Origin of the sequence: Rhizobium sp. NXC14 (assembly GCF_002117485.1) — a bacterium.
In the GTDB taxonomy this organism is placed as follows: domain Bacteria; phylum Pseudomonadota; class Alphaproteobacteria; order Rhizobiales; family Rhizobiaceae; genus Rhizobium.
Genome location: NZ_CP021032.1, coordinates 179607 through 204170 on the forward strand (window position 1 = coordinate 179607; position 24564 = coordinate 204170).

The 24564-nt window shown below is 60.6% G+C and carries 26 protein-coding genes; 11 read left to right on the forward strand and 15 right to left on the reverse strand.

Annotated features, from left to right (window positions below; genetic code table 11):
* Window positions 1-29: 29 nt before the first annotated feature.
* The 10 genes from NXC14_RS25125 to NXC14_RS25175 all read right to left on the reverse strand — a co-directional run bounded on the left by NXC14_RS25125 (window position 30) and on the right by NXC14_RS25175 (window position 10603).
* Window positions 30-797, reverse strand: coding sequence for a 5-oxoprolinase subunit PxpA (locus NXC14_RS25125; protein ID WP_085780747.1), 768 nt, complete (start codon window positions 795-797; stop codon window positions 30-32).
* A 21-nt stretch (window positions 798-818) separates the two neighbouring features.
* Window positions 819-1814, reverse strand: a complete 996-nt coding sequence (locus tag NXC14_RS25130; protein WP_085780748.1) for a biotin-dependent carboxyltransferase family protein — start codon at window positions 1812-1814, stop codon at window positions 819-821.
* A complete protein-coding gene (pxpB, locus tag NXC14_RS25135; RefSeq protein WP_085780749.1) occupies window positions 1811-2518 on the reverse strand; it encodes a 5-oxoprolinase subunit PxpB in 708 nt (235 codons plus the stop codon). The genes NXC14_RS25130 and pxpB overlap by 4 nt, the downstream gene beginning before the upstream one ends.
* Window positions 2515-2940 (reverse strand): acetyl-CoA carboxylase, encoded by a 426-nt coding sequence (locus NXC14_RS25140; RefSeq protein WP_085780750.1) that lies wholly within the window; start codon window positions 2938-2940, stop codon window positions 2515-2517. The genes pxpB and NXC14_RS25140 overlap by 4 nt, the downstream gene beginning before the upstream one ends.
* Window positions 2937-4328: an acetyl-CoA carboxylase biotin carboxylase subunit gene (accC, locus tag NXC14_RS25145; RefSeq protein ID WP_085780751.1), complete on the reverse strand. Its 1392-nt coding sequence runs from the start codon at window positions 4326-4328 to the stop codon at window positions 2937-2939. The genes NXC14_RS25140 and accC overlap by 4 nt, the downstream gene beginning before the upstream one ends.
* Complete coding sequence (locus NXC14_RS25150; RefSeq protein WP_085780752.1) at window positions 4328-4765, reverse strand: biotin/lipoyl-containing protein; 438 nt, start codon at window positions 4763-4765, stop codon at window positions 4328-4330. Before NXC14_RS25150 ends, accC begins: the two co-directional genes overlap by 1 nt.
* A gap of 654 nt (window positions 4766-5419) precedes the next feature.
* On the reverse strand, window positions 5420-6022 hold the full coding sequence (locus tag NXC14_RS25160; protein ID WP_085780754.1) for a hypothetical protein: 603 nt from the start codon (window positions 6020-6022) through the stop codon (window positions 5420-5422).
* An 8-nt stretch (window positions 6023-6030) separates the two neighbouring features.
* The gene (locus tag NXC14_RS25165) at window positions 6031-7362 is read right to left on the reverse strand and encodes a hypothetical protein (protein ID WP_085780755.1); all 1332 of its coding nucleotides are present in this window, start codon (window positions 7360-7362) and stop codon (window positions 6031-6033) included.
* A gap of 96 nt (window positions 7363-7458) precedes the next feature.
* Window positions 7459-9333 carry an adenylate/guanylate cyclase domain-containing protein gene (locus NXC14_RS25170; protein WP_085780756.1) on the reverse strand — a complete coding sequence of 625 codons (1875 nt, stop codon included), beginning with the start codon at window positions 9331-9333 and terminating at the stop codon, window positions 7459-7461.
* A 199-nt stretch (window positions 9334-9532) separates the two neighbouring features.
* The gene (locus NXC14_RS25175) at window positions 9533-10603 is read right to left on the reverse strand and encodes a LacI family DNA-binding transcriptional regulator (RefSeq protein WP_085780757.1); all 1071 of its coding nucleotides are present in this window, start codon (window positions 10601-10603) and stop codon (window positions 9533-9535) included.
* Between the two features lie 220 nt (window positions 10604-10823).
* On the opposite strand from NXC14_RS25175, the gene NXC14_RS25180 reads away from it, so the two are divergent.
* From NXC14_RS25180 to NXC14_RS25215, 8 genes are all read left to right on the forward strand, one after another.
* Window positions 10824-11777, forward strand: coding sequence for a sugar phosphate isomerase/epimerase (locus NXC14_RS25180; RefSeq protein WP_085780758.1), 954 nt, complete (start codon window positions 10824-10826; stop codon window positions 11775-11777).
* A gap of 57 nt (window positions 11778-11834) precedes the next feature.
* Entirely contained in the window at window positions 11835-13067 is a 1233-nt protein-coding gene (locus tag NXC14_RS25185) for an ABC transporter substrate-binding protein (protein WP_085780759.1), read from the forward strand.
* A 104-nt stretch (window positions 13068-13171) separates the two neighbouring features.
* Window positions 13172-14059, forward strand: a complete 888-nt coding sequence (locus NXC14_RS25190) for a sugar ABC transporter permease (protein WP_085780760.1) — start codon at window positions 13172-13174, stop codon at window positions 14057-14059.
* Complete coding sequence (locus NXC14_RS25195; RefSeq protein WP_085780761.1) at window positions 14059-14943, forward strand: carbohydrate ABC transporter permease; 885 nt, start codon at window positions 14059-14061, stop codon at window positions 14941-14943. Before NXC14_RS25190 ends, NXC14_RS25195 begins: the two co-directional genes overlap by 1 nt.
* An 8-nt stretch (window positions 14944-14951) precedes the next feature.
* Window positions 14952-16034, forward strand: coding sequence for an ATP-binding cassette domain-containing protein (locus NXC14_RS25200; protein WP_085780762.1), 1083 nt, complete (start codon window positions 14952-14954; stop codon window positions 16032-16034).
* Between the two features lie 84 nt (window positions 16035-16118).
* On the forward strand, window positions 16119-17771 hold the full coding sequence (locus NXC14_RS25205; RefSeq protein WP_085780763.1) for a GMC family oxidoreductase: 1653 nt from the start codon (window positions 16119-16121) through the stop codon (window positions 17769-17771).
* A gap of 154 nt (window positions 17772-17925) precedes the next feature.
* Entirely contained in the window at window positions 17926-18840 is a 915-nt protein-coding gene (gene ppk2, locus NXC14_RS25210) for a polyphosphate kinase 2 (RefSeq protein WP_085780764.1), read from the forward strand.
* Between the two features lie 157 nt (window positions 18841-18997).
* Window positions 18998-19189, forward strand: a complete 192-nt coding sequence (locus NXC14_RS25215) for a hypothetical protein (protein WP_085780765.1) — start codon at window positions 18998-19000, stop codon at window positions 19187-19189.
* Window positions 19190-19322: 133 nt separating this feature from the next.
* Here NXC14_RS25215 and NXC14_RS25220 read toward each other — a convergent pair whose 3' ends face one another.
* Window positions 19323-20198 (reverse strand): aldo/keto reductase family oxidoreductase, encoded by an 876-nt coding sequence (locus NXC14_RS25220; RefSeq protein ID WP_085780766.1) that lies wholly within the window; start codon window positions 20196-20198, stop codon window positions 19323-19325.
* A 97-nt stretch (window positions 20199-20295) separates the two neighbouring features.
* On the opposite strand from NXC14_RS25220, the gene NXC14_RS25225 reads away from it, so the two are divergent.
* Window positions 20296-21207, forward strand: a complete 912-nt coding sequence (locus NXC14_RS25225) for a LysR family transcriptional regulator (RefSeq protein WP_085780767.1) — start codon at window positions 20296-20298, stop codon at window positions 21205-21207.
* Window positions 21208-21236: 29 nt separating this feature from the next.
* Here NXC14_RS25225 and NXC14_RS25230 read toward each other — a convergent pair whose 3' ends face one another.
* From NXC14_RS25230 to rpsU, 4 genes are read right to left on the reverse strand one after another with little or no spacing between them, the layout of a single operon-like run.
* Entirely contained in the window at window positions 21237-21716 is a 480-nt protein-coding gene (locus tag NXC14_RS25230) for a pyridoxamine 5'-phosphate oxidase family protein (protein ID WP_085780768.1), read from the reverse strand.
* 60 nt (window positions 21717-21776) lie between these two features.
* Window positions 21777-22355 carry an alpha-ketoglutarate-dependent dioxygenase AlkB gene (locus tag NXC14_RS25235; protein WP_085780769.1) on the reverse strand — a complete coding sequence of 193 codons (579 nt, stop codon included), beginning with the start codon at window positions 22353-22355 and terminating at the stop codon, window positions 21777-21779.
* Window positions 22356-22365: 10 nt separating this feature from the next.
* Entirely contained in the window at window positions 22366-22560 is a 195-nt protein-coding gene (locus NXC14_RS25240) for a hypothetical protein (RefSeq protein WP_085780770.1), read from the reverse strand.
* Window positions 22561-22605: 45 nt separating this feature from the next.
* The gene (gene rpsU / locus NXC14_RS25245; protein WP_011427834.1) at window positions 22606-22839 is read right to left on the reverse strand and encodes a 30S ribosomal protein S21; all 234 of its coding nucleotides are present in this window, start codon (window positions 22837-22839) and stop codon (window positions 22606-22608) included.
* A 631-nt stretch (window positions 22840-23470) separates the two neighbouring features.
* Here rpsU and NXC14_RS25250 point away from each other — a divergent pair.
* Together NXC14_RS25250 and NXC14_RS25255 are read left to right on the forward strand one after the other, a co-directional pair.
* Entirely contained in the window at window positions 23471-24190 is a 720-nt protein-coding gene (locus NXC14_RS25250; RefSeq protein WP_085780771.1) for an Ig-like domain-containing protein, read from the forward strand.
* A 155-nt stretch (window positions 24191-24345) separates the two neighbouring features.
* Window positions 24346-24534, forward strand: coding sequence for a hypothetical protein (locus NXC14_RS25255; RefSeq protein WP_020922905.1), 189 nt, complete (start codon window positions 24346-24348; stop codon window positions 24532-24534).
* Window positions 24535-24564 lie beyond the last annotated feature (30 nt).

A 24564-nucleotide genomic window follows, 5' to 3' on the forward strand; every position in this document is an offset into this window, starting at 1 on the left:
CGGACCGCCCGCGGACGATCGGGATTGTGTCATTGGGCGAGTTCGGCAGCAGGAGCGAGCGCCGCACCGGTGGCTTCGATCTCGCCGCGCACGATGCCGGCCAGTTCGAGGGCACCGGGTGTGTCGCTGTGGACGAGAATGGAGCGCGCCGACATGGCGATCACGGCTCCGTCGATGGTTTCGACGGTTCCGTCGACAAGGAAACGTCGGACGCGGGCGCGCACCGAAGCTTCGTCCTTGATAACGGCACCCGGGAGCCCGCGCGCGACGAGTTTGCCGTCGGCATCATAGGCCCGATCCGCGAGGAAAAGTGCCAGCGTCTTCAGGCGCGCGCGTCTGGCCGCCAATTCGATCTCGCTGCCCGACGTGACGAAAACCATGAGACCTGGATCGACGGTAGCGATGGCATCCATCATCAGGTCGGCGATATCAGGATCGCGGTTGACCATATTGCCCATGGCCGCATGGAAGCTGATATGGGAGACGGCGACCCGCTCGGCTTTTGCGATCGCCATCAGGGCGCCGAGCTGGTAGAGCATCTGCTGGCGCAGCTCGTCTGCCGAGAACGGTATTTCGCGCCGGCCGAAGCCCAGCCGGTCGGGCAGGCCGGGATGAGCGCCGATGCCGACTCCGTTCAGCTTTGCGAGCCGGACCATGCGCCCCATCGTATCGGGGTCGCCGCCGTGGAAACCGCAGGCGATGTTGGCCGACGAGACGATTTTCATCATCGCTTCGTCGTCGCACAGCCGGTAGGGACCAAATCCTTCGCCCATGTCGGAATTCAGATCGATCTTCATGAGTTCCTCCTTATGAGGGTCCTAAGCCATCGCCTTCAGGGCCCGCTTGACCATCTTCGACGTCTGCCTGATATCGTCGACATAGCGGGCGACGGCTCGCTCCACCGTTCGCGCCTCCGCATGCGTCGACCGGACGAATTGCAGGCAGGCACCGACGCGGGCTTGTCCGAGCCGCCAGAGATCGCATTCGATCACGCCGGCGATCTTCGGATAGCCGCCGGCGGTATTCGCATCGCTCATCTGCACGATCGGCTCGCCGCCGGGCGGAACCTGGACAACGCCGGGCACGACGCCGTGGGATCGCATCTCGACCGATGCGGTCGGCGTGATCGGATCGCCGGACAGGCGGTAGCCCGTGCGGTCGCTTCGCGAGGAGATCCTCCAAGTCTGGCGCCAGAATGCTTCACCGTCTCCGGCGAAAAGATGATGCTCGCCGGCCGGCAGAGCGCGGATCGGCAGTACGCCGTCGGCCGGCGCCGGGAAGATATCGCGCAGCGCCACGGCCGGTTCGACGACCGCAAGACCGGCGGCCGGCAGCATGGAGATTTCTGCGTCCTCGCCGAGCGCGATCCGGTCGCCTTTCGCGAGCGGCCGGCCGGCATTGCCGCCGAAGCCGCCACGGAGAGACGTGCTGCGCGAGCCCATGACGACGGGGACATTCAGGCCGCCTCCAAGCGCGATATAGACACGAGCGAGCCGCGGAGGCTGCTTCAGCTCGAGAATCTGTCCGGCCTCGGCGGCATGGGCGCACCAGGGAAGGAGTTCCGATCCGTCGAGATCAGGATTGCCGTCGGCGCCGGTCACGGCGAAGACGGTGCACTGCTCGAAACGCAGGCGGAACGGAAAGGTCTGCACCTCGATTGCGGCGGCATTCTCGTCGTTGCCGACGAGAATATTGCCGATCCGGACCGCCAGCGGATCCATCGCGCCGCTGGCCGTGACGCCGATGTCGCGATAGCCGGGGCGTCCCAGGTCCTGCACCGTATTGAACGGGCCGCTTTCCAGGATTTCGATCATAGCTCGATCCTTGCCGGCAGGAAGTACACCGTATCGCCCGGCGCCATCATGGCCGGGGTCGGCGAATTCGGGTCGAACATCTCCAGTGCCGCGAAGCCGATGGAATTCCAGCCGTTCGGTCCTGTGAGCATGGCGACGCCGGTCTGCATGCCGCCGATGGTCACGCATCCCTTCGCCATTTTCAGCGAGGGCACGGTCTTTCGTGGCATGTAGATGCGCGGATCGAGGCCGTGCAGATAGCCGAAACCGGGGGCGCTGCCCACGGCGAAGACACGATAGGTGGCCTGGTGGTGGATACGGACGACCTCGCGGTCGCTCAAGCCGGAGAGATCGCAAAGGGCCGGAAGATCGCTCGCATGTTCGCCGCCGTAATGGACCGGGATCTCGATGATCTTACCCTTGAGATCGATGCTCTGCGCGTTTTCCCACGCCTGCAGCAGCCGGGCTACCACCGCATCGGGATCTTCGGGCGTCTCCTTGAAGATCACCAGCAGATTGGTCATGCCGGGGATGTCTTCCGCAAGGTCCGCCCAGCCTTTCACGCTCCGGGACAGAGCCCAGATCCGCCGCTGCGCTGCAAGATCGAATTCACCAGGCGCCTCGAGCAGGAAGGCCTTGGCGCCGATCGAGGAAACCCGTGGCCGGCTTTTGGTGGCGGCAACGATCTGGCGTTGCGATGCGTGTCTGTTCGTTGTGACGATCATGATGGGAACTCGATTTCGAAGAGAGGATCGCCGTAGCCCACCAGCGCGCCCGGCGCGGCGAGCTGCCTGGTCATAACGCCGGGCCTGCCGGCGCGAAGGGGAAGCAGCACATCTCCTACTCCGATGAAGCCGAGGATATCGGTGTCGGACAGCGACCGCGGCAAATTTTGCAGCGCGGCGGAGGCTGCCGGATGTTCGACGCAGAAGCGGCCCGCCATCGGCGCCTTCACGACCGTCTGTACGGAGCCAGGCGCGCGCTGCGCCGCTTCCGTCGGGCTGATCCGCGCCTCCCCCTCCCCTAAAATGACGATGCGAAGCTGTGCGCCCGGACGGGAAATTTCCAGCCCGTCCACGCCGGCGTCCGTCAGCGCCTGGGTCAGCAGCGCGATGGTGGCCGGGTCGCCGAAATCGATCGAGCTCATGCCGCCCTCCGCAGCTTCAGCCATTGTTCGAGATAGTGAATGTCCGTCTCGCCGCGCGCGAACGCATGGTCCTCGAACAGGGCCCGAAGGAAGGGGATGTTGGTGGCGATGCCCTCGATCTCTATGCCGGCGAGCGCCTCGCACATTCTTGCCCTCGCTTTCGCCCGCGTCGGCGCATGCACGATCAGCTTGGCAATCAGCGAGTCGTAATAGGGTGAGACCTTGTAGCCGGCATGGATATGCGTATCGACGCGGATGCCTGACCCCTGGGGTAAAACCAGGCGGGTGATGACGCCGGCCGACGGCAGGAAGGTGTCGGGATCCTCGGCGTTGATGCGGCATTCGAAGGAATGGCCGTCGCATGTCACGCCGTCCTGGGTGAGTTCCAGAACGTGACCTTCGGCCGCCTTGATCTGTGCTCGGACGATATCGACCCCGCTCGTCATCTCGGTAACGGGGTGCTCGACCTGAAGGCGCGTATTCATTTCGATGAAATAGAAAGCGCCGTCTTCATAGAGGAATTCGAAGGTTCCGACGCCGCGGTAACCGATTTGACGGCAGGCCTCTACGCAGGCCATGCCGACCGGCTGGATGATCTCAGGCGCGATCCCCGGGGCCGGCGCCTCCTCCACCACCTTCTGATGGCGGCGCTGCATCGAGCAGTCTCGATGCCCCAGCCATACGGCATTGCCATGGCCGTCGCAAATGATCTGGATTTCGATGTGGCGCGGATGCTGGAGGAATTTCTCCATGTAAAGCGAGGGCGAGCCGAAGGCCTTGCGGGCCTCTTCGCGGGTCAGCGCGATCGCTTCATGCAACTGGTCAGCCTTCGGAACGACGCGCATGCCGCGCCCGCCGCCGCCGCCGGCCGCCTTGACGATGACCGGATATCCGATGTCAAGCGCAACGAGCTCGACCGACACCAGGTCATCGGGCAGCGCGGTGTCGGGGCCTGGAACGCAGGGGACGCCGGCTGCCATCATCGCCCGTTTTGCCGCGATCTTGTCGCCCATGGTTGCGATCGATAAAGCCGTCGGGCCGATGAAGATCAGCCCGGCCCTTTCGACGGCGTCGGCGAATGCGGCATTTTCCGAAAGAAAACCGTAACCGGGATGAATGGCGCCCGCTCCGGTCAGACGCGCTGCGAGAAGGATGGCGTCCTGATTGAGATAGCTCTTGCCCGCAGTCGACGGGCCGATGCAAAGAAAATTGTCTGCGCTCTTGATGTAAGGCGCCTGCCTGTCCGCCTCGGAGCAGATGGCGACCGTCTTCAAGCCAAGTTCGTGACAGGTGCGCTGAATCCGGACGGCGATCTCGCCGCGATTGGCGATCAGCACGGTGTCGAAGCGGCGCCCTGTGGCGAGGGGTTGTTCGGATGGTTCCGGCATCAGGCAATCTCCGCAAGCAGATCGCCGGTCTCGACCTCGGTCCCGTCGATTCCAGTCAAGCGAACGACGCGTCCCGCCCGCGGCGCGGCGATTGTGTTGAAGACCTTCATGGCTTCGACGATGAAAAGGGTCTGCCCCTCCTCAACCTCGTCACCGATCGCCACGAAAGGCGGCTCCCCGGGCGCCGGAGCCCGGTGCAAGACGCCGAAGACCGGCGCCTTCACCGCATGGGAGGTTTTCACCGCATCGGTAGGCGTATCCGAGCCAGAGCTTGGCGTCGATGCCGGCTTTTGCCCGGCTCCAGCAACAGCAGTCGCGGCCTTGTCGGGCGACGAGCGGAAAATCCGCACCGTCACGTCCTTCTCCGTCACGGTCAGCTCGGTAATGTTCGATCGTCCGACAAAGTCGATCAGCGTCTTGATCTTCGAGAGGTCCATGTGCGTGCTCGGAATTCCAAATTCCGCCGCGCATAGCTGAAGTTTCAGATCGCCCGGCGTCGTGATTTTCCTAGCACGTCGCGCCGACTGATGGGGTCAGACGAAGTTTTGATGGAGCGCAATCCGCGCCCTATAAGCGATATCGCCGGACGCCCTTATGGCAGCCGACGCCTGCTTCTGTCGTGGCCTGTCGATCGGTCCATTGGAACGCGCGATTGACAGACAGACTGCCAAGACAATGCTGGCCAATGATCAACTCGGATTGAGATGATCTCTCAAGACTCAGACGATCAAAAATCCTTGTATGGCGCTCTTCTGGCCATTCAGTTTTATCACAACCCACAAGGGCGGGTCGGGTTTGTCTTTAGTGGTATCGGTAGGCGGAGCGCCGAGCGACGGCTTGGCGACGACTGGCCATACCTTGTCTGTGCTCGTAGCAGAGTCATCCCGAAGGACTTCGACGTCAACTCTGTCGCTGCCGTCCTGTTTGGTGGATACATATACATCCATCCCCTCACCGAAGCCGTGGCCTATGAGCGTGAACGGCGTTCGTGTGCGTAGCGGAGCTTGCACGGGCCTGGGGTCCAGACGCACAATTTGAAGAGTAGTTTTCGCGGGCATGTTAACCTCCCGGGTTCATCCCTATCCGTAAAATCAATCACCATCGCCCGATCTGCGGGGGATGAAGCCGCCTGATCTCGACATCACCCCGCCGGAGCGGGACAAGGCGCCGCCCGATCTGGACAATCCGCCGCTCGCCATTCCTCGAGGATCAGCCGAGGCCTCGGCCGAGAGCAGGATTTGCTCCAGACTTCCCGTTTGGGCATCAAGCCTCATCGAGATGTCGTCCTTGTCGTAAATCCAGACCTTCATATCTCTGGCGAGAGCTCCGATCTGGGAGCCGAGGCCTGTTCGTGCACTCGATCCCGGGGAGCGAGACAATCTGTCGTATTCAATATCGCCATCGACGTTCCGAGGAGGGGGATCGTCGGGATTCAGGCCGCTGCCGTGGACAACGAAGATAGCGGGCCGGCTCAGTTCAACGAAAGTTCCCTCGAAAGAGAAAGCGTAGATCCGCGCGAGAGTCGCGTCGTTCGTGCCGAGCTGGCGCCGCAGAAAACTATTCGCGCCCAATGGATTTCCCATCAGCGGCTGATAAACGTCGCCTCTCAAAAGAAGGTCACTCAGTTCACGACCGAAGAGATACACTGCTGATACGCCCAACAAGGTTTCGTTGTCTGCCACGTCTGCCTCCATCTACCTGGTTATTGACCGATGCCTGATCTCGACAGCAGAACTTTCTCGCGATAGCTCATCTTCGGAAGCTTCAGATGATCTCTCGGCAGCAATATTCGCGCAGAGTGAAAATGGCTGCGATGCTCGCTACCCTTGAGAGGCGCGCCGGCGTGTAGCTCGCCGATCGCCCGTTGCCCGAAATTTCCGGTGATGATCCCCGCGAATTGGCCGCCACTTTCCTTCCGATCAACTGCAAGCATCGTTTCCGCGACGTCGCCGTAGTCCAGAAAATCGGGTGCGAGAGCCCACAAGGTTTCGGCCAGATATGTGCCGGCGATGTCTCGTGCATCGAGCAGCGCTTCGACAAATCCATCCGGGTTCCGCCCAAAAGCGCGGTCGAAAGCGTGCTGTACGGGTGCCTCGGCAGTCGGATCGAACTCGGCAATATCGGAGAGATCTTCGACGGCCCGCGAGATAAGACCTCGCGCCACCAGGCTCTCGTGGAAGATATCGACGAGTATATCGAATACCGCACCGGTTAGCGGTTGCGAGAGCTCGTGTTCGTCCTTCCAGCCACGAGTGAACTCGGCCATCGTCCGTTTGTTGTTTGCCGAACGAATTTGGCGATGCGGCGAAAATTCCGAAAAACGCGCCAGGCGATTTGCCCGGTAAAGGTTGCCGCACGTCTCCTCAAGAACATTATCGATCACCGATGGAAAATGCATGGCAGCGATCAGCGACACGCAGTCGGAGAAGGCCTCCTGGAAACCGAGATATTCCGGATACTCGGTTCCCGGGCGCGGTACGCCGAGGACGCTGAATATGATCGCGTGTCCCACCTCGTGGGCGATGACGTCGAAATCCAGGCTGAAGGGGAGGATGCGCCCGTCCTTCTCGAACTGGCTGCCGACTTCAAGAAAGCCATAGCCGTACTGAGCATTGTCCCACTGCGGCAAAATGGAGATTTCCAATCGGTCGTAATGATCGCGAAAATGCCACGTAAGCGGCTGGCCGAGATAGCGCTCCCAGACATCGAGTGTGAACCGGACGCAGCCGAAGACATGCGCGGCTTCGAAACCAGGCATCGAAGGTCGGAGATGGTCGAAATTGCCGCCCCCGTCGGGATTAGCCGGGTCGAGGATTTTGCCGGTCCAGGGCGGAAAGGACATATACGGCGTTCCGAGCGGGCCGTGGTTTACACCATAGGGAGAGATTTTGCCGACCGGCTCAACAACAAACATGCGATCGTCGGCCGGACCAGCGGTCAGGCTGCCCAACGGAGACGACACTTCGACAATCTCGGGACTGGACCGAGCATCTTCAAAGGGAGGCTGCACAAAAAGTCTGAACCGGGTGCCCATCCGCTCCCCCCTCAAAAGACTTTCATGATTGCCAGTTTAAGTTGACATTCGACGCTCGCGGCAGATTTAGCAAGTAATAAAATAGTATTAGGGGCGTTATTCAGACAGTGAAACCAGTTTCAAATAACGCGGGTGACTGCGGATGGGATCGAGATCGGAATCATTCTTGAACCAGAGCCGCATTTCGATACCGACTTGCGGCATCCAGACTTCAAGCAAGTCTATCGCCCGATCGATCTCGCCAAGCAGTGCATAGGTGCAGGCGGCGTTGTACTGGATGTTTATGTCATCGGGATCCGTCGCCAGGGAGCGCGCCAACCATTCCAGTGCGGTGTCGCGAACACCGAGGAAGGCAAGGGCCGTCGCTCCCAGGCAGGCAACATTGGCATTCTCCGGGTGGAGCCGCAGTTCCTCCTCCGCCCTTTTCAATGCGATCCTGGCATAGCTGCTGGCCTTATCTATTTGTCCGAGTGAACGTAAGACATTCACAAGCATGATCGGTGCACCGTAGTCGGCAGGTTTGATTTCCATCGCCCGCTGAAAGTGCGTAGCCGCAAGTTCGAACTGACCGTCGGTCACGCAAAATTCGGCATAGTAGCGGTTCGCCTCGTGGCAATTCGCATCGAGCGACAAAGCCTGCTCGAATGCGGAAACTGCCTCGGTGCGATTGCCGGCCACCGCCAAAGCAAATCCCTTGGCTGCATAGGCCTCCGCCAGATTGGGATCGATAACGAGCGCCGTCGCCGTGTTTGCAAGAATATCCTCCACCGGAATTTCAGCGCCGAATTGAGACCGTAGGCGCGCATCGCAGACCGCGATGCCGGCATAGGCGCGGGCATAACCCGGATCCAGTTCGATGGCTCTGGCGAAGCTCCGCCTGGCCATCAGATGGTTGGAGCGTGAGGCAATATGGTAGTATTCGCGCCCCCGGAGGAAATGCGTATAGGCCTCAACGCTCTCTGTCGGCGCCTGCTCGATTGCTCGCTTCTCCTCCGGCAGCAGCTTGACCTTGAGCTGCCCGACGATTGCCTTCACGATCTCGTCTTGCATTTCGAAAATGTCGGTCAGGTCGCGGTCGTAACGCGCGGCCCAAACATGGCCGTCGCTGGCTGCTTCAATCAATTCCGCATTGATCCGGACGTGATTTGCTGCCTTGCGGACGCTGCCCTCCACGATATAGGCAACGCCGAGTTCGGCAGCGATACGTTGGAGGTTTTCGCTCCGGCCTTTCCACGTAAAGACAGTGTTGCGGCTTAGGACGAACAGGCCTGAAACATTCGACAGATCAGTGATGAGATCTTCGGTGATGCCGTCGCTGAAGAAATCCTGCTCGGGATCGTTGCTGATGTTGGCGAATGGCAGAACTGCAACCGACGGCTTGTTGACGGGCGCCCGTGTGTGTCCGCCTGCCGTAAGCGGAATCTCTTCGCGGGAGGGGGCATTGCCCCAATCGGCAAAATAGACATGGACCGGTCGGGATATATTCTTGACGGTCATGGCGCCCTGGTCTGCGAAACCGAGGCCGAGCTTGTTGGCGACTTCGTGGCGCACGGCCGCCGAACAGGCGATACCGCCAGGGGCTGCAAGAGCTTGCAGCCGGACCGCGACATTAATGCCGTCCCCATGAAAGTCATCTTCATCGAAGACGATGTCGCCGAGATTCAAGCCTATGCGGAACGCAAAGTGCCTGTCCGCTGGAATCCCTATGTTGCGCTCCAGCATGCCGCGCTGGATTTCGACAGCGCAGCGTGCCGCACTCAGCACGCTGCCGAATTCGACCAGAAAACCATCACCCATGACCTTGATTATATGTCCGCCATGGGTTGCGACAGCAGGATCGAAGAGTTCCCGTCGATGCTGACGAAGGGCGTTGAGCGTCTCCTCTTCATTGGCTTCCAGAAGACGGCTATAGCCCACCACATCGGCAGCCAGAATAGCCGCCAGCCGACGTTCAACAAGCTCTGCGCACATGCCCGTCTCCTCAACGCGCTGGTGGCAATACTATTCAGTTCAAGAAGCTAGCCAGTAATGTTGCCGGACGATTGTATTACTGACAACTAAAATCTCCCGCTCGGTTGTAAGAACCGCCGGAGCCGCTTGATGATTTGAGTGGAGCTTCAGAATTGATGGTGCGGCCCCTCATAACGAGAGGCCGCCGGTTCCGGCATCGTCAAGTTTTTGCAGCGGCGATGCTCTCCCGCAGGATAAGCCTGCTGCGGATGACGGTACGCAGCTTTGCCGGGTTTTGCGCCCGGCCAATGGTGTCGAGCAGGAGTTCCACCGCCGCGCGGCCCATCTCTTCCACCGGCTGCTCGATCGTTGAGAGTGGCGGCGCGGAGAATTCGCAGACCGGCGAGCCGTCGAAGGAGACGACGGACAGATCATCGGGAATGCGCAAGCCTGCACGCTTGATGCGGCTCATAAATGAAATGGCCATGTCATCGCTGGTGGCGATAACCGCCGTTGGTTTTTCGGCCAGCTTCGTGAAATCGTCCGCCGCCTGAACGCCGATGTCGAAGCCGTGCTGATAATCGAGGCGACCGCCCGAGCGACGCACCGCCTGCTGTGGCAAGCCGGCTGCATCGAGCGCCTCGAGCACGCCGCCATAGCGCTCGACATCGTGATAATTGCCTTCAGGTCCGGCAAGATAGAAGAACCGCCTATGCCCCAGCCGGACCAGCTCGGCCGTGACGTCGCGCACAGCCTCGCGATCGTTGGTGACGACGCTCTGCAGGCCCGCATCGCTCATGTCGAGCAGCATCGACACGATCGGCAGGCCGGAATTTGCCAGCGAACGCCCGTCGACCTCCGGAAGCTTCGATGACAGGATGATGGCGCCCCGCACGCTGCCGCCGAAGGCGAGATCGAGAATGTGCCGCTCGGAGGCCTGGTCGCGGTCAAGGTTGGCGATCATCAGATTGTAGCCGGCCTGGATCAGCGTCTTGTTGATGCTCTGCAGGACCTGAGGAATGATCTGGGAGACGCCATAATAAAGCGATCCCGGCAGGATGATCATGATGATGTTGGATTTTCCAACCCTAAGGCCGCGCGCCATCGCGTTCGGCGTGTAGCCGAGTTGCCTGGCGGCCGCATTGATCTTTGCGCGGGTCTTCTCGTTGACCCGTCCGGGATTGGCAAGCGCCCTGCTGACCGTCGATATCGCGACACCGGCGAGCCGCGCAACATCAGCCATCAACGCGCCGGACGGCTCTTCTGCCGCCACATCTTTGTTTTTATTCACCTTTACTTCTGCCTCCCGGATGCTTCGATTTGCGATTCTAAGGCAGGTGACGATTTATAGCAAACGTTTGCCAAAAATCGCTTGCTTAAAAAACCAGCCTGGCTATCATTTGGGCATGGCAAACGATTGCCGTTTTTAATGCTTTGAAAATGCATGATTTATTGAATGCGTAGCCGCTGTTTCGCATGCAGATGGATCGTGCCTTGAGAATGGATAGGTTATGGCCACTGACGACAGACTACGCTTCGGCGTCGATCTCGTGACGTTCTTCCATCCCGGCTTCTGGGGCGTCGGCAGCCATGATGCGATTGTCGACCATGCACGCGCCGCGCCGCGTGCCTTCTGGGACAAGATCCTCGACAGCGTCCAGGCTTCCGGCGTCACCGGTGTCGAGTTGACCTTCTCTCCCTTCAACTGGCAGGACGCGATCAAGACCTATGGTTCGATTGACGGCTTTGCCGCCGAACTGGCAAGGCGCGGGCTGACGCTTTGCAGCGGCTTCTTCGCAGAGCTCGAGGCAGCCGGAGACTTTACCGAGCCTGAAGCCCAGCGCGCGCTGATCGACAAGGCGGAACGCTATGCCGATTTCCTGAAGACCTGCGGCAGCGACATCATGGTGATCGGTGCGCCCTTACGCCAGACCCTTGGCGCCCAGCCGGTGCAGTTCCACGGTTTCGACCGTGCCAAATCAATCGCCGATTTCTTGAACCGGCTCGGCGCGACCCTTTATGCCAGGGGCGTGCGGCTTGCGCTGCACACTGAGGCGCATTCGGTCTTTGCCAGCGCGCGCGACGTCGACCTGATGATGCTGCTGACCGATCCGGCCTATGTGCATATGTGCCCCGACACGGCCCATATCATCGTTGCCGGCTCCGACCCCGTTCAGCTCGTCGATCGCCATCACGAGCGGATGATCATCGCTCACTGGAAGGATGCGATGGGTCCGATGCCTGCCGACACCCCGATCGACAAGCACATCCACGAACGCCATCAGCCCTATTTCTGCGGCTTCGGCCTCGGACGGGTCGACTGGCCGGCCTGGATCCGGCTGCTGCGCGACCGGGCCTATGAAGGCTGGGCGATCCTAGAACTCGATGCCGCGCCGGATCCGGTCCGCGACATTGCCAACGGGCTCACGCTCGTCCGGCAGGCGCTCCTGCCGATCTACCGCTGATATCATTTCGAAGACAATAAACGCCCCGCCAAGAGGGCATTTTCAAGAGGTGGAACAATGAAGACCATGATGAAGCTTTTTCTTGCCGGCGTGGCTTTCGCCGGTTTCTTCGCCGCGGCGCATGCCGAGGACAAGCCGACGATCGAGATCATGTCCTCCTGGACGTCGGGCGGCGAAGCCGCGGCCCTGAACGTCATCAGAAGCGAATTCGAAAAGCGCGGCGGCGTCTGGAAGGATTCCTCGATCGCCGGTTTCGGCGCGGCCGATGCCGCCTTCCAGAACCGCATCGTTGCCGGTGACGCGCCGGGCGCCAAGCAGGGCGTCATCGGTCTTGCCGCCGCCGATTTCGTCAGCCAGGGCCTGTTCAATCCAATAGACGACGTAGCCGCCGCCGGCAAATGGACCGATGCCCTGCCGAAATCGATCCATGACCTCATTTCCTATGATGGCAAGGTCTATCTCGCTCCAACAGGTGCTCATGGCGAAAGCTGGGTCTTCTATTCCAAGGAAGCCTTCAGCAAGGCCGGTATTTCGCAGGAACCGAAGAGCTGGGACGAGTTTTTCGCCGATCTCGACAAGCTCAAGGCCGCCGGTATCATCCCGGTCGCCTGGGGCGGCCAGCCCTGGCAGCAGACCAAGGTCTTCAACATGATCCTGCTCTCCCAGGTCGGGACCGACGGTTTCCTGAAGATCTACGCCGACAAGGACAAAGGCGAAGCCTCCGTCGAGGGCGTGAAGAAGACGCTGGAAATCCTCGGCAGGCTGCGCGGCTATGTCGATGCGGGTGCGGCCGGCCGCAACTGGAACGACGCAACCGCCATGCTGATCACGGACAAGGCCGGCGTGCAGTTCATGGGCGATTGGGCCAAGGGCGAATTCACAGTTGCCGGCCAGGAGCCGGGCAAGGATTATGGCTGCATGATCGCTCCTGAATCCAAGGGCATGGTCTATATCGCCGACGCCCTCTGGTTCCCGAAGACCGGCAACGCCCAGACCGACAAGGCGCAGAAGCTTCTCGCCGAGGTCGTCATGGACCCGACCGTCCAGGTCGAATTCGCCCTCAAGAAGGGCTCGGTTCCGATGCGCTCCGATGTCGACAAGTCGAAACTCGATGCCTGCGCCCAAAAGGGTCTAGAGCTGATGAGCGCCGGCGCCATTGTGCCGGATCAGGCGATCGTGCTCACGCCCCAGCAGGTCGGCGCGCTCGACGATTTCGTCGACGAATATTGGAGCGGCGGTTCGAACGACGCGGGGACCGCTGCCGAAAACTTCTTCGCCATCTTCGAGTAGGATCGTGCCCGTGGCGTCAGACCGACCCTGACCGCCACGGCTGCCGGCCGCCGCGTGCTACGCGGCGGCGGAGTTTCGCTTTCCATCCGTCAAAGAGTTGGCCGATGTCCGTCAAACGCAAGCGTAATCTTTCCGCCACCATCGCCCTCTTGCCGACTTGGTTCGCCGCGGTCGTGGTCTTCATCGGTACCATGGCCTGGTCGATCCGGCTGTCCTTCACCAACTCCACACTCTTTCCGTCCTCGACCTATGTCGGCTTTGCACAGTATGCGAAGCTCTTCGCTTCCGCCAAATGGCTCGCCTCGCTGCAAAACGTCTTGATCTTCGGCGTCCTCTATGTGGCCGGCTGTCTGGTGCTCGGCTTCTTGCTGGCCGCAGCACTGGACCGCAAGATCCGCTTCGAAAGCGCCTTCAGGGCGATCTTCCTCTATCCCTACGCCATGTCCTTCGTGGTGACGGGGCTGATCTGGCAATGGATGCTCAATCCGACACTCGGCATTCAGGCGAGTGTGCGTTCGCTTGGCTGGGAAAGCTTCGTCCTCGACTGGGTGGTCAATCGCGACATGGCGATCTATGCGCTGGTGCTCGCCGGCGTCTGGCAGGGCGCGGGGCTCGTCATGGTGATTGCCCTTGCCGGCATACGTGGCATCGAGGCCGAGCAATGGAAGGCGGCGCGCATCGACGGCATTCCCGTCTGGCGCATCTATGTCTCCATCATTCTGCCCCAGCTCGGGCCGGCGCTCGCCGCTGCCGGCATGCTGCTCGCCATGGGCGTGATCAAGACCTACGACATCGTCGTCGCCATGACCAATGGCGGCCCCGGCAATGCGACCGAAGTGCCGGCGAAATTCATCATGGACAATCTGTTCGGGCGCCAGAACCTCGGCCTTGCCACAGCAGGCGCGACGGTGCTCGTCCTCGGCGTCGTCATCGCAGTCGCGCCGTTCCGTTACGCGATGCACATGCGCAACCAGGCAAAGGGAGGGGCGTGATGAACCAGCCTCACCCGAATGGGCCGAAGCCGGCACGGATCACGGCGGGACGCATCGGCCTTTATACCTTCTTGGTCGGCGCTGCGCTTTTCTTCCTTCTGCCGCTCTATACGATGGTCGTCACTTCGCTGAAGTCGATGGACGAAATCCGGCTCGGGCAGATCTTTGCCCTGCCTGCCACGCTCGATTTCTCCGCCTGGGTGACCGCCTGGTCGGGCGCCTGCATGGGAACCGTCTGCGTCGGCATTCGTAGCGGCTTCTGGAATTCGGTGGCGATCACCGTTCCATCCGTCGCGCTCTCGGTCTTCATCGGCGCCGTCAACGGCTATGCGCTGTCGCTCTGGCGGCCGCGTGGGGCAAATGCGCTCTTCGGCCTGCTGATGGCCGGTGGTCTGATCCCCTATCAGATCTTCCTCTATCCGATGGTTCGCGCCATGGCGAATATCGGTCTCTATAATTCGCTCGCCGGCATCATTCTCGTCCATGTCATCTTCGGACTGCCGCTGGTGACGCTGCTTTTCCGCAACTATTTCGTCAGCGTGCCGGAGGAGCTCTGCAAGGCGGCGCGCGTCGACGGCGCCGGCTTCTGGCGCATCTTCTTCGAGATCATGCTGCCGATCGCCGTGCCGATGGTGGTCGTGGTTTCGATGCTGCAATTCACCGGCATCTGGAACGACTTCCTGCTTGGCCTCGTCTTCGCCGGCCGGGACAACCTGCCGATGACCGTGCAGCTCAACAACATCGTCAACACCACGATGGGCGAGCGCACCTATAACGTGAACATGGCGGCGACGATCCTGACCGCCATCGTTCCGCTCGCCATCTATTTCCTGTCCGGCCGCTGGTTCGTGCGCGGCATCGCCGCCGGCGCAGTCAAGGGGTAACGTATTCCATGCAATCTGCTGTCTCCGTCAAGGATCTGAAGATCGCCTATGGCGACCATACAGTGATCGAGAAGATGTCGATCGACATCGCGCCGCGCGAATTCCTGGTGCTGCTCGGCCCTTCGGGCTGCGGCAAGTCCACGCTTCTGAACGCCATCGCCGGGTTGCAGGACATTACTGCAGGCGAAATCTGGATCTCGGGCAAGAATGTCAGCTGGGAGGAGCCGAAGGACCGTGGCATCGGCATGGTCTTCCAGTCCTACGCACTCTACCCGCGCATGTCGGTCCGCAAGAACCTCTCCTTCGGGCTTCGCGTCGCAGGCCTGCCAAAGGCCGAGATCGAGGCACGCGTCGCCCGCACGGCCGCGCTCCTCCATCTCGACACATTGCTCGACCGGCGTCCTGCCGAGCTGTCCGGCGGCCAGCGGCAGCGCGTCGCCATCGGCCGGGCACTGGTGCGAGAAGTGGATATGTTCCTCTTCGACGAGCCGCTGTCGAATCTCGACGCCAAGCTGCGCAACGAATTGCGCGTCGAGATCAAGAAGCTGCATCAAAGCCTCGGCAACACCATGATTTACGTGACCCACGATCAGGTCGAGGCCCTGACGCTCGCCGACCGCATCGCCATCATGCGCGACGGCGTGATCCAGCAGCTTGCTTCGCCGGCCGAGATCTACCGCCGTCCGGCCAATCTCTTCGTCGCCGGCTTCATCGGTGCTCCGGCGATGAATTTCGTCGAGGGCCGGATCGAGCGCGGCGGCGGAGCACCCGTCTTCAGAAGCAACGGCCTAACCGTCGACCTCACCGACTATACCTTTCGCACGGCTGCCGTGGAAGGACCTGTTACGTTAGGCTTTCGCCCTGAGCACCTTGTGCTCGACGGGGCGGCAAGCGGGCTTCCCACGATTGCTGGCCGTGTTTCCGTCGTCGAGCCGATGGGTTCGGATGCCATCGTCTGGTTCGACTGGGCGGAGCACAGTCTCTCCCTTCGTTTCATGGGCGACGTCGACTTCAAGCCCGGCGATGCCATGGCTCCGGGCCTTGATATCACCAAGGCGTCACTCTTCGCTGCCGATGGATCGCGGCTTTGACGCGCCATTCCTTTGCTTTCCCGCAATTTCGGATGTGCTTTGCGCTGCATTGAGGAATTGCTCCAGGACAGGATTTGAAAAGACATGTCTGAGATCATTTATGATGCGCTGGTGATCGGCTCCGGCGCGGCGGGTTCCTTCGCGGTCAAAGAGCTGACGGCCAAGGGCCTGTCGGTGCTGCTGCTCGAGGCTGGGCCGGCCGTCGGCCCCAGGGATTTCAACCCGGCACGCAAGAAGGCGCCGGCAAGCAGCATCAATATATGGGAGCGTGCGCGCGCCACCCTGAAGGGCCAGCCGATCCAGGCGCGGGCGGCCTTCTTTACCGAGCGCTTCAGCCACTTCTTCGTCAACGATCGCAAGAACCCCTATACGACGCCGAAGAACGAGCCCTTTCTCTGGATCCGCGGCCGCCAGGGCGGCGGGCGCCTGCACAGTTTCGGCCGCGTGCTGCTGCGCTGGACCGACGATGATTTCAAGATCCGATCGCGCACCGGAAAGGGCGTGGACTGGCCGATCTCCTATGACGAGCTTGCGCCCTTCTATGGCGAAGTCGAGGCCTATCTCGAGCTCTACGGCAACAAGGACGATGTGCCGACCTTGCCGGACGGCGTCTATGCGAAGCCGGCAAGCCTCACGCCCGCCGAGCAGATATTCAAGCAGGCTGTAGAAAGCCGCTGGCCGGACCGGCGCGTCATCTCCTGGCGCTATATAGCGCCCGACGCAGAACGCATGCCGCGACCGCTGCGGGACGCAAAGGCGACCGGCCGGCTGACGGTCCGTTATGACGCCGTCGTGCGTCGCATCACCACCGACGAAAAAACCGGCCGCGCCACCGGTGCGGAATTCATCGATCGCAACACGGGCAAGGTTTCGACGGCTCGCGCCGCGACAATCGTGCTTGCGGCCTCGCCGATCGAGAGCGTGCGGCTGCTGCTGAACTCGGTATCGGCAAGACATCCTGACGGGCTCGGAAACAGCTCGGGCGCGCTCGGGCGCTATTTCATGGATCAGCTTCCATGCCTTGCCTTTGGCTCCTTTCCCAAGGCGAAGGGTTGGGCCGTCGACGATTCCGCTCCTGTCGATCCCTTCTACAATCCGTCGGGTGGCATCTTCATCCCGCGTTTCGACGAGGGTGACGCCGCCCGCGGCGATTTCGACTATCAGGGCAGCATCGGCAGGGCGCCGGTTTCAGAGGATGCCGATGCGCGTCTCGCCTTCTTCGGCTTCGGCCGCATGCTGCCCTATGCCGATAATCGCATCACCCTCGATGGCAAGCGCAAGGACGCCTGGAACATTCCGGTGCCACACATTCGCTGCGTCATGCAGGAGGAGGAGCGGCGGCTGCTCCGCCGGCAGGAGGAGACGTTGATCGCCATGGTCAAAGAGGTCGGCGGCGATCTTGAATTCATCGGATCGCCCACCGGCCTCAAGGAGATGGGCAGAGGCGCCTTTCCCGACGCCGATGCCTTCAGCCGCTTCATGTTCCGCACATGGTTCCGCAAGACCATGTGCATGGGCGCAGCAATCCATGAAACCGGCGGTGCGCGCATGGGCGAAAGCCCGGAAGCTTCAGTGCTCAATCCCTACAATCAACTGTGGGATGCTCCGAACGTCATCGTCACCGACGCCAGCGCCTTTCCGGGCAGCGGCATCGCTGGCACGACGCTCACCGTCATGGCGCTGACCATCCGCGCCTGCCGCAACCTTGTCGACCACTACCGAACGGGACTGCTCTAGGCACGCCTCCATCTCGTGTAGGCGGCGTCTAAAAAGTTCGCCGGCATGTGGAGTGGCGAAAGAGGCGAACAAGTGAACGAGCTGTGGGTTATCCAACCGTCACACTAACTTTGCAGTGACATGCTCCTGTCAACTGAGCAGGAAGGGAAAGCCCATGTCTAAAACACATCAGGACCAGCTCAGCCGGATAAAGGCCGAAATCGCCGACAGCTTCGATGAGGAGCTGGAAATGCAGCTGGAGGAAGACCGGCTGGACGATCTGGTCGTCGAAGGAATGACGGAACCGGCGGAGCAGACGCTCGATCGGAAGATCTATTTCCGCGAGCTTTTCCGACTGCAGCACGAACTGGTTCGGCTGCAGGATTGGGTTCAGTACAAGAAGCTGAAGGTCGTCGTGCTTTTCGAAGGCCGGGATTCGGCCGGCAAGGGTGGCGCGATCAAGCGCGTAACCCAAAGGCTCAACCCGCGCGTCTGCCGCACAGTGGCACTGCCTGCGCCGACCGAACGGGAGCGCCATCAATGGTATTTCCAGCGTTATGTCCCGCATCTTCCCACCGCCGGCGAGATCGTGCTCTTCGACCGCAGCTGGTACAACCGCGCCGGCGTCGAGCGCGTGATGGGCTTCTGCACTCCTGACGAACTCGAGGAGTTCTTCCGCTCGGTGCCCGAATTCGAACGGATGCTCGTCCGATCCGGCATCGTGCTGATCAAATACTGGTTCTCGATCACCGACGAGGAACAGGAATTCCGCTTCAAGATGCGCATCCACGATCCGCTGAAGCAGTGGAAGCTTTCGCCGATGGACATGGAAAGCCGCATCCACTGGGAGGAATATACCAAGGCCAAGGAAGAAATGCTGGCGCGCACACACACCAAGGAGGCGCCCTGGTGGGTGGTGCAGGCCGTCGACAAGAAGCGGGCGCGGCTGAACTGCATCGCCCATCTTCTTGATCAGATTCCCTACGAGGACGTGCCGAAGCCTGAGATTCAGCTGCCGGATCGTATCCGTCATGCCGACTACATCAGGGCGCCGGTTCCGGCTGATATGTATGTGCCTGAGCGCTATTGAAAGCATAGCCGCAACAAGTCGGCTTCCGAAGCGTTGAAACCGAGACCGCATGGTCACTGGACCGTGCGGTCAACGCGTGTTTCCCAACGGCTGCATCGTGAGGTATAAAGACTGAGCGTCCTTCGGCCGATAATACGGAGATGACGGGAGGTTGGTCATGACCGGCTTTTGGAGATTAATCGTTCAGGAGGTTGTGCTCTCGGCGATTCTGGCGGCCGGCAGTGTTATCGGCCTTCCCAAGCTTGCCGACCCGAACGCCAGCGCCGATTATCCTTTGGCAGCCGTGGTTTTTCTGGCGATGTCAGCGGCTTTGGTGACTTATGAGCTTCTGACACGGAAGCCATCCTGATGCTCTCGTTTACCGGCCGGTTGGCGCAGCCAATAAGGTGCGGCCGACCGACAGATTGCGCCAGCACGTCCGGCAAGCTCGTTACGCCGCGCTAGAACACGGCCTAACGATTGCACCGCCGCAGCCGCGGCCGTCAGGCCGCGATGTCAGCCATATGGTTCAGTTCCTCGTCGGCATCATCCGGCAGCACCAATCCGGCAGCAGCGAGATTCTCCCTGAGATGGCCGAGCGACGACGTGCCGGGGATCAACAGGATATTGGCTGCGCGGCGCAACAGCCAGGCGAGCGCCACCTGCATCGGCGTGGCGCTGAGGCGTGCGCCAACATTGGAGAGTGTGGACGATTGCAGCGGCGTGAAGCCGCCGAGCGGGAAGAACGGCACATAGGCGGTGCCCTGACGGGCGAGCTCGTCGATGAGCCGGTCGTCGTTCCGATGCGCCAGATTGTACTGGTTTTGCACACAGACGATCTCGGTGATCCCGCGGCCTTCGGCGACCTGTTTCGATGTGGCGTTGCTTAAACCTATGTGACGGATCAGACCTTGCCGCTGGAGATCAGCCAGAACCGTCAGGGGTGCTTCTATCGAGCCTTCGGCCGGGCTATGCAGGTCAAATGTGATCCGGAGGTTGACGACATCAAGCACCTCGAGGCCGAGGTTGCGAAGATTGTCGTGAACCGCCTGCGTCAGTTCCTGGCGCGAGAAGGCCGGAATCCAGGACCCGTCCGCGCCGCGCCGCGCGCCGACCTTGGTGACGATGACGAGATCGTCGCCATAGGGATGGAGCGCTTCACGGATGATCTGATTGGTCACGTGCGGGCCGTAGAAATCGCTGGTATCGATATGGTTCACGCCGCATGCGACCGCCTCGCGCAGCACCGCCAGAGCGGCGCCGCGATCCTTTGGCGGGCCGAACACGCCGGGCCCTGCCAGCTGCATGGCGCCATAGCCAAGTCGCCTCACCTTGCGGTCGCCGATATTGAATGTGCCGGATTGATGGATGATGGACATGGTCGCGCTCCTTTCAACAGATGAGATTAAACTTACTCCTTGGCGGTGCGTGTGATAATTGGGTACAATGCGCACGGGCCGTGCGGAGTGGCGAACAGTGAAAGCAGACCTGAGTGACCTCAACGCCTTCGTCGCAGTGGCGCGGGCGGGTGGTTTTCGCGAGGCAGCGCGTGCCAGTGGCAGCAGCGCCTCCTTCTTGAGCGAAGCGGTGCGTCGCCTGGAGGCTGATCTCGACGTCAGGCTCCTCAATCGGACGACGCGTAGCGTCGTTACGACCGAAGCGGGCAAGGGTCTGCTGGAGCGGCTCGGCCCTGCTTTGACGGAGGTGGAGGCCGCGCTCGACGTGGTCAACCGCTTTCGCGACAGGCCGGCTGGCTCGCTGCGGCTCAATGTGCCGGTCAGCGCTGCGCGGCTGGTGCTGCCTGCCATCATCCCGCCATTCCTCGCCGCCTACCCCGACATTTGCCTGGAGATAGTCGCCGAGGAGAGCTTTGTCGACGTGCTCGCTGCCGGGTGTGACGCCGGCATCCGTTATGACGAGCGGCTGGAGCAGGATATGATCGCGATTCCGATTGGTCCGCGCCACCAGCGCTTTGCCACCGCGGCATCGCCTGCTTATCTCGACCGCCGAGGGCGGCCGCGACATCCGAGTGAACTCCTTGATCACGCCTGTTTGTTGGGCCGTTTTGCCAGCGGTGCGCTGACGACGCCATGGGAATATGAGCGGGACGGCGAGGTGGTGCGGGTCGAACCGACCGGCCCATTGATCGTCAGGGTCGGCGGGGCGACCGATCTTTCCGTCGACGCGGCGATAGCGGGCACAGGAATCATCTGCATTTTCGAGGATTGGCTGCGTCCGCATTTCGACAGCGGCGCACTGGAGCCCGTCCTCGAGCCGTGGTGGCAGCGCTTTTCAGGACCGTTTCTCTATTATCCCGGCCGGCGTCTGGTGCCTGCGCCGCTCAGGGCATTCATCGACTTCGTCAAGGCATCGGCCAACTGGGTTTGATGTCCGTCGGCGAGCCTCCGCGCCTAGCGTCAGAGCGTGACCTCGGCGTTGTCGCCCATATCAGGTTTGCTGTTTGTGATCGCTGCGGCCGCCATTTTGATATAGCTGATGATGGTGCCGGGGCTGTCCCAATATTCAGCCGAAGACGGGGTAACCTTGAGGATGCGGATGGAGGGATCGTCGGGATTGTCCCACCATGCCTTTGCCGGCGTTGCCCACAATTCACGGATCTTTTCGCGGTCGTTCTGCACCTCGGCCGTCCCCGCCACGGAAAGATATTTCTGCGCCTTGGTGTCGGCAAAGGCCAGGCAGACGTTCGGCCAGCGGGCGACCTCGTCGTCCTTGTTACTGGCGAGATCAGTCAGAAAATAGACCGCGTTTTCAAGCTGCGCGCTATAGGCGGACATCGGCCGGGCGCGCAGATTGTCGCCGTTGCGGGTCGTCAACATGCAGAAGCCTATTCGGTCGATCAATTCCCATACCCGCGTCGCGTCATCCTGCTCGGCCATCGTCATCTCCATTTGTGCGAGACGGAGTAACCATCTGCTGGAGCCGATGTTCCCGAGGTTTTAGGTGGCCAACTCCCGGAAGGTGATCGAATAACGCAGCCGATCGACAGGCGGGATGGAATGCTCCCAGAGCGTTCTTGAGGCGCCGGCCATGACGTAGGCGGAGCCGGGTTCAAGCACGAGCGATCGCCGCTGCCACTTGTCGCCATTCCGGCGCCTCAGCCTAAAGGTGCAGGACGAAAGCAGGGAGATGCCGACGATGCGGCCGAACACAGATTTATCCTTGTGCCAGCCGATCGGCGCGCCGGGTGCGTATTCCGTCACGAGAATATGTTCGAGCGCCTCCGGCACAATTTCCGCGAAGCGTGCGGCGATCTCGCGAATGGGGAGCAACCATGACGGTATCGCCTCTGCTTTTCTCATGCGCTGACTATCGAAGTCGTATTTCCAGCCGAAGGAGACCGTTCTGCGTTTGCCTTCGAACCCGTGGAAGTCGAAGGCTTTCAACGGCAGGGCCGGTATCGCTTCGAGAACTGAGCGCTGCAGATCGACGGGCACAATATCCTGACTATATCGGAAACCCTCGGGAAAGCCGTCGTCGGCCGCGCCAAAGAGATCCTTCTGTGCAATCACGGTCACCGCTCGTTCCTCAATGCACGCTCGGGGTTTCCATGACCGTCGCGAAGTCTTCTGCGACCAGTTCGCTGACTGCTATCAGGATTTCCTCTCGCGAAAAGCCCGACGTCAGTGCCCGCTGAATCAGATCCTGCAAATCCGGCTCAACGACATCGCGGCAATCCTCGAGGCGTTCCTCCGAAACGGTGAGGCTATTCAATTCGTTCATTGTCTATCCTTTCGGGAAATGTAACTGCTGAAACGGGGCGGGAGTCTAACGGGCGGCGGTCCGTTTGCGCCCGACCAGCAGCCCTTCGCGCTGCATCTTCTTGCGTGCAGCCTTTCGCTGCCGGCTGATCGCCTGCGCTTTTTCCCGGACGCGGCGTTCGGATGGTTTCTCATAGGCGCGCCGTTCCTTCATTTCGCGAAACAGCCCTTCACGCTGCATCTTCTTCTTCAAGGCCCTGAGGGCCTGGTCGACGTTGTTGTCTCTTACGAGTACCTGCATGTCGGATTCTCCTTGCTAATGATTTGTCGATCGACTTTCGGTCGGACCGCGCGGCGATCGGCGCCTACATACGCTGCGGCTAAGCGGTGAAATGCCTTCACCGCAGTTTGGGACGGCATGCCGCCCCGCAGTAGCCGGCCTTCGACCGCAATCGCAGTCGCTATCTTCGTCGTTCGAAAGAAATCCTCTGCCGATCGTAGCCGGCATCATCGCTTGTTATCGGGATTGCCCATACCGCTCCGGCTGGCGCACACCGCCAATCCTTCGCCCTCGTTGACGAGGCGGCACCGCTTGAGTGTCCGATGGGATCGGGGGTCGACCTTAAAATAGGTGCGGGTGTCAGGCATTGCAATGGTGTGCAGGCACCATAAAGCAGCGCCAGAAAAGCGCCGTCATTGCGTAGTCGCCGCAGAGCTTCTTTCAAGTTTACCGCGTGTAAATTGGTCGAAATTGCTTCAAATTTGAATGAAACGGAGACCGTAATAAGCGTCTTATAAGAGCAGACACACGTTAAAGGCGAATGTTAACCTTGCGTTAAATAACCCATTGACTTGTACTATTAATAAGTTGTTAAAGGGGCGGCTCGCTGAGGTCAAATTGGCCTGCTGATAAACAATTTTAGGAGAAACTAATGGCTTCACTGATTCACGCAACTGATGATAGTGCAACATTTCAAGAAACCGATGTAATTTCCGGAAATCTGCTTTCCAACGATTCATCCGAGAACGGTCACCTGTTCCTGCGTGCATTTGACGGCGCTAGCGTTGGCGCCAAGAGCGGCATGAGCCAGATCACCGAAATCCAGGGCGAGTACGGCACGTTCTTCGTCAAGCCGGACGGCAGCTATACTTATGTTCTGAGCGACGCAGCCAAAATCGGCTTCACCAACGGCGAGCTGCTCCAGGAAAAGGTATCGTACAAGATCTCCGACGGCAGCGGCCATACCGATGTCGGCCTGTTCACGCTGAACATCCAGGGCGTCACCCAGGTGAAGCCGATTGCTGTCGACGACGTCTACAGCTTCACCGAAGGCAGCCCGATCGGTGGCAACGTCCTCGATAACGATATCGCCGGCGACAACGGCAAGATGTTCCTGCGTCAGTTCCTGACCAAGCAGGTAGACGCCCACAATGACGCCATTACCGATGTTCAAGGCACCTACGGCATGTTCCACGTCAAGGCCGACGGCTCCTTCACTTATGATCTGACGGCCGATCTGGATGCAGGCGTGACCTACACGGAAGTTCTGCGCTACTACAAGATCTCTGACGGCGAAGGCCATACGGACACTGCCAAGGTGACGCTCAACATCCTCGGCACGGACGCTCATCCCGACGGCGTTGGTGTTTGATCCGCAGCAGTAGATCAGTGAGATAAGATGCCCGCCGCGCAATCGGCGGGCTTTTTTATATGCGCCGCTCCTCAAAGGTTGGCAAACATAACCCTTTTTAGCTAGTTCTTATAAAAGATCGGCAGGCGTAGTCTCGATGTTCGGAGGACACGCCCTTGACCGAACACATCGAACCCAAGCAAATCGAAACGGACGATCTGACGAAAGTCTGGTCCGTAACAGAGTTCTGCGCTCGCCATCGGATAGATGTCGAGGAGCAAGCGTTGTTGCTCAAACTCTTCGGACCATTCGCGACAGCCTGCGAGTTGCTCCATAATGCCAGGCGCGCGCCTCGATACCGATGAGGTCCTCGCTCGCCGACCGGCAATATTTCC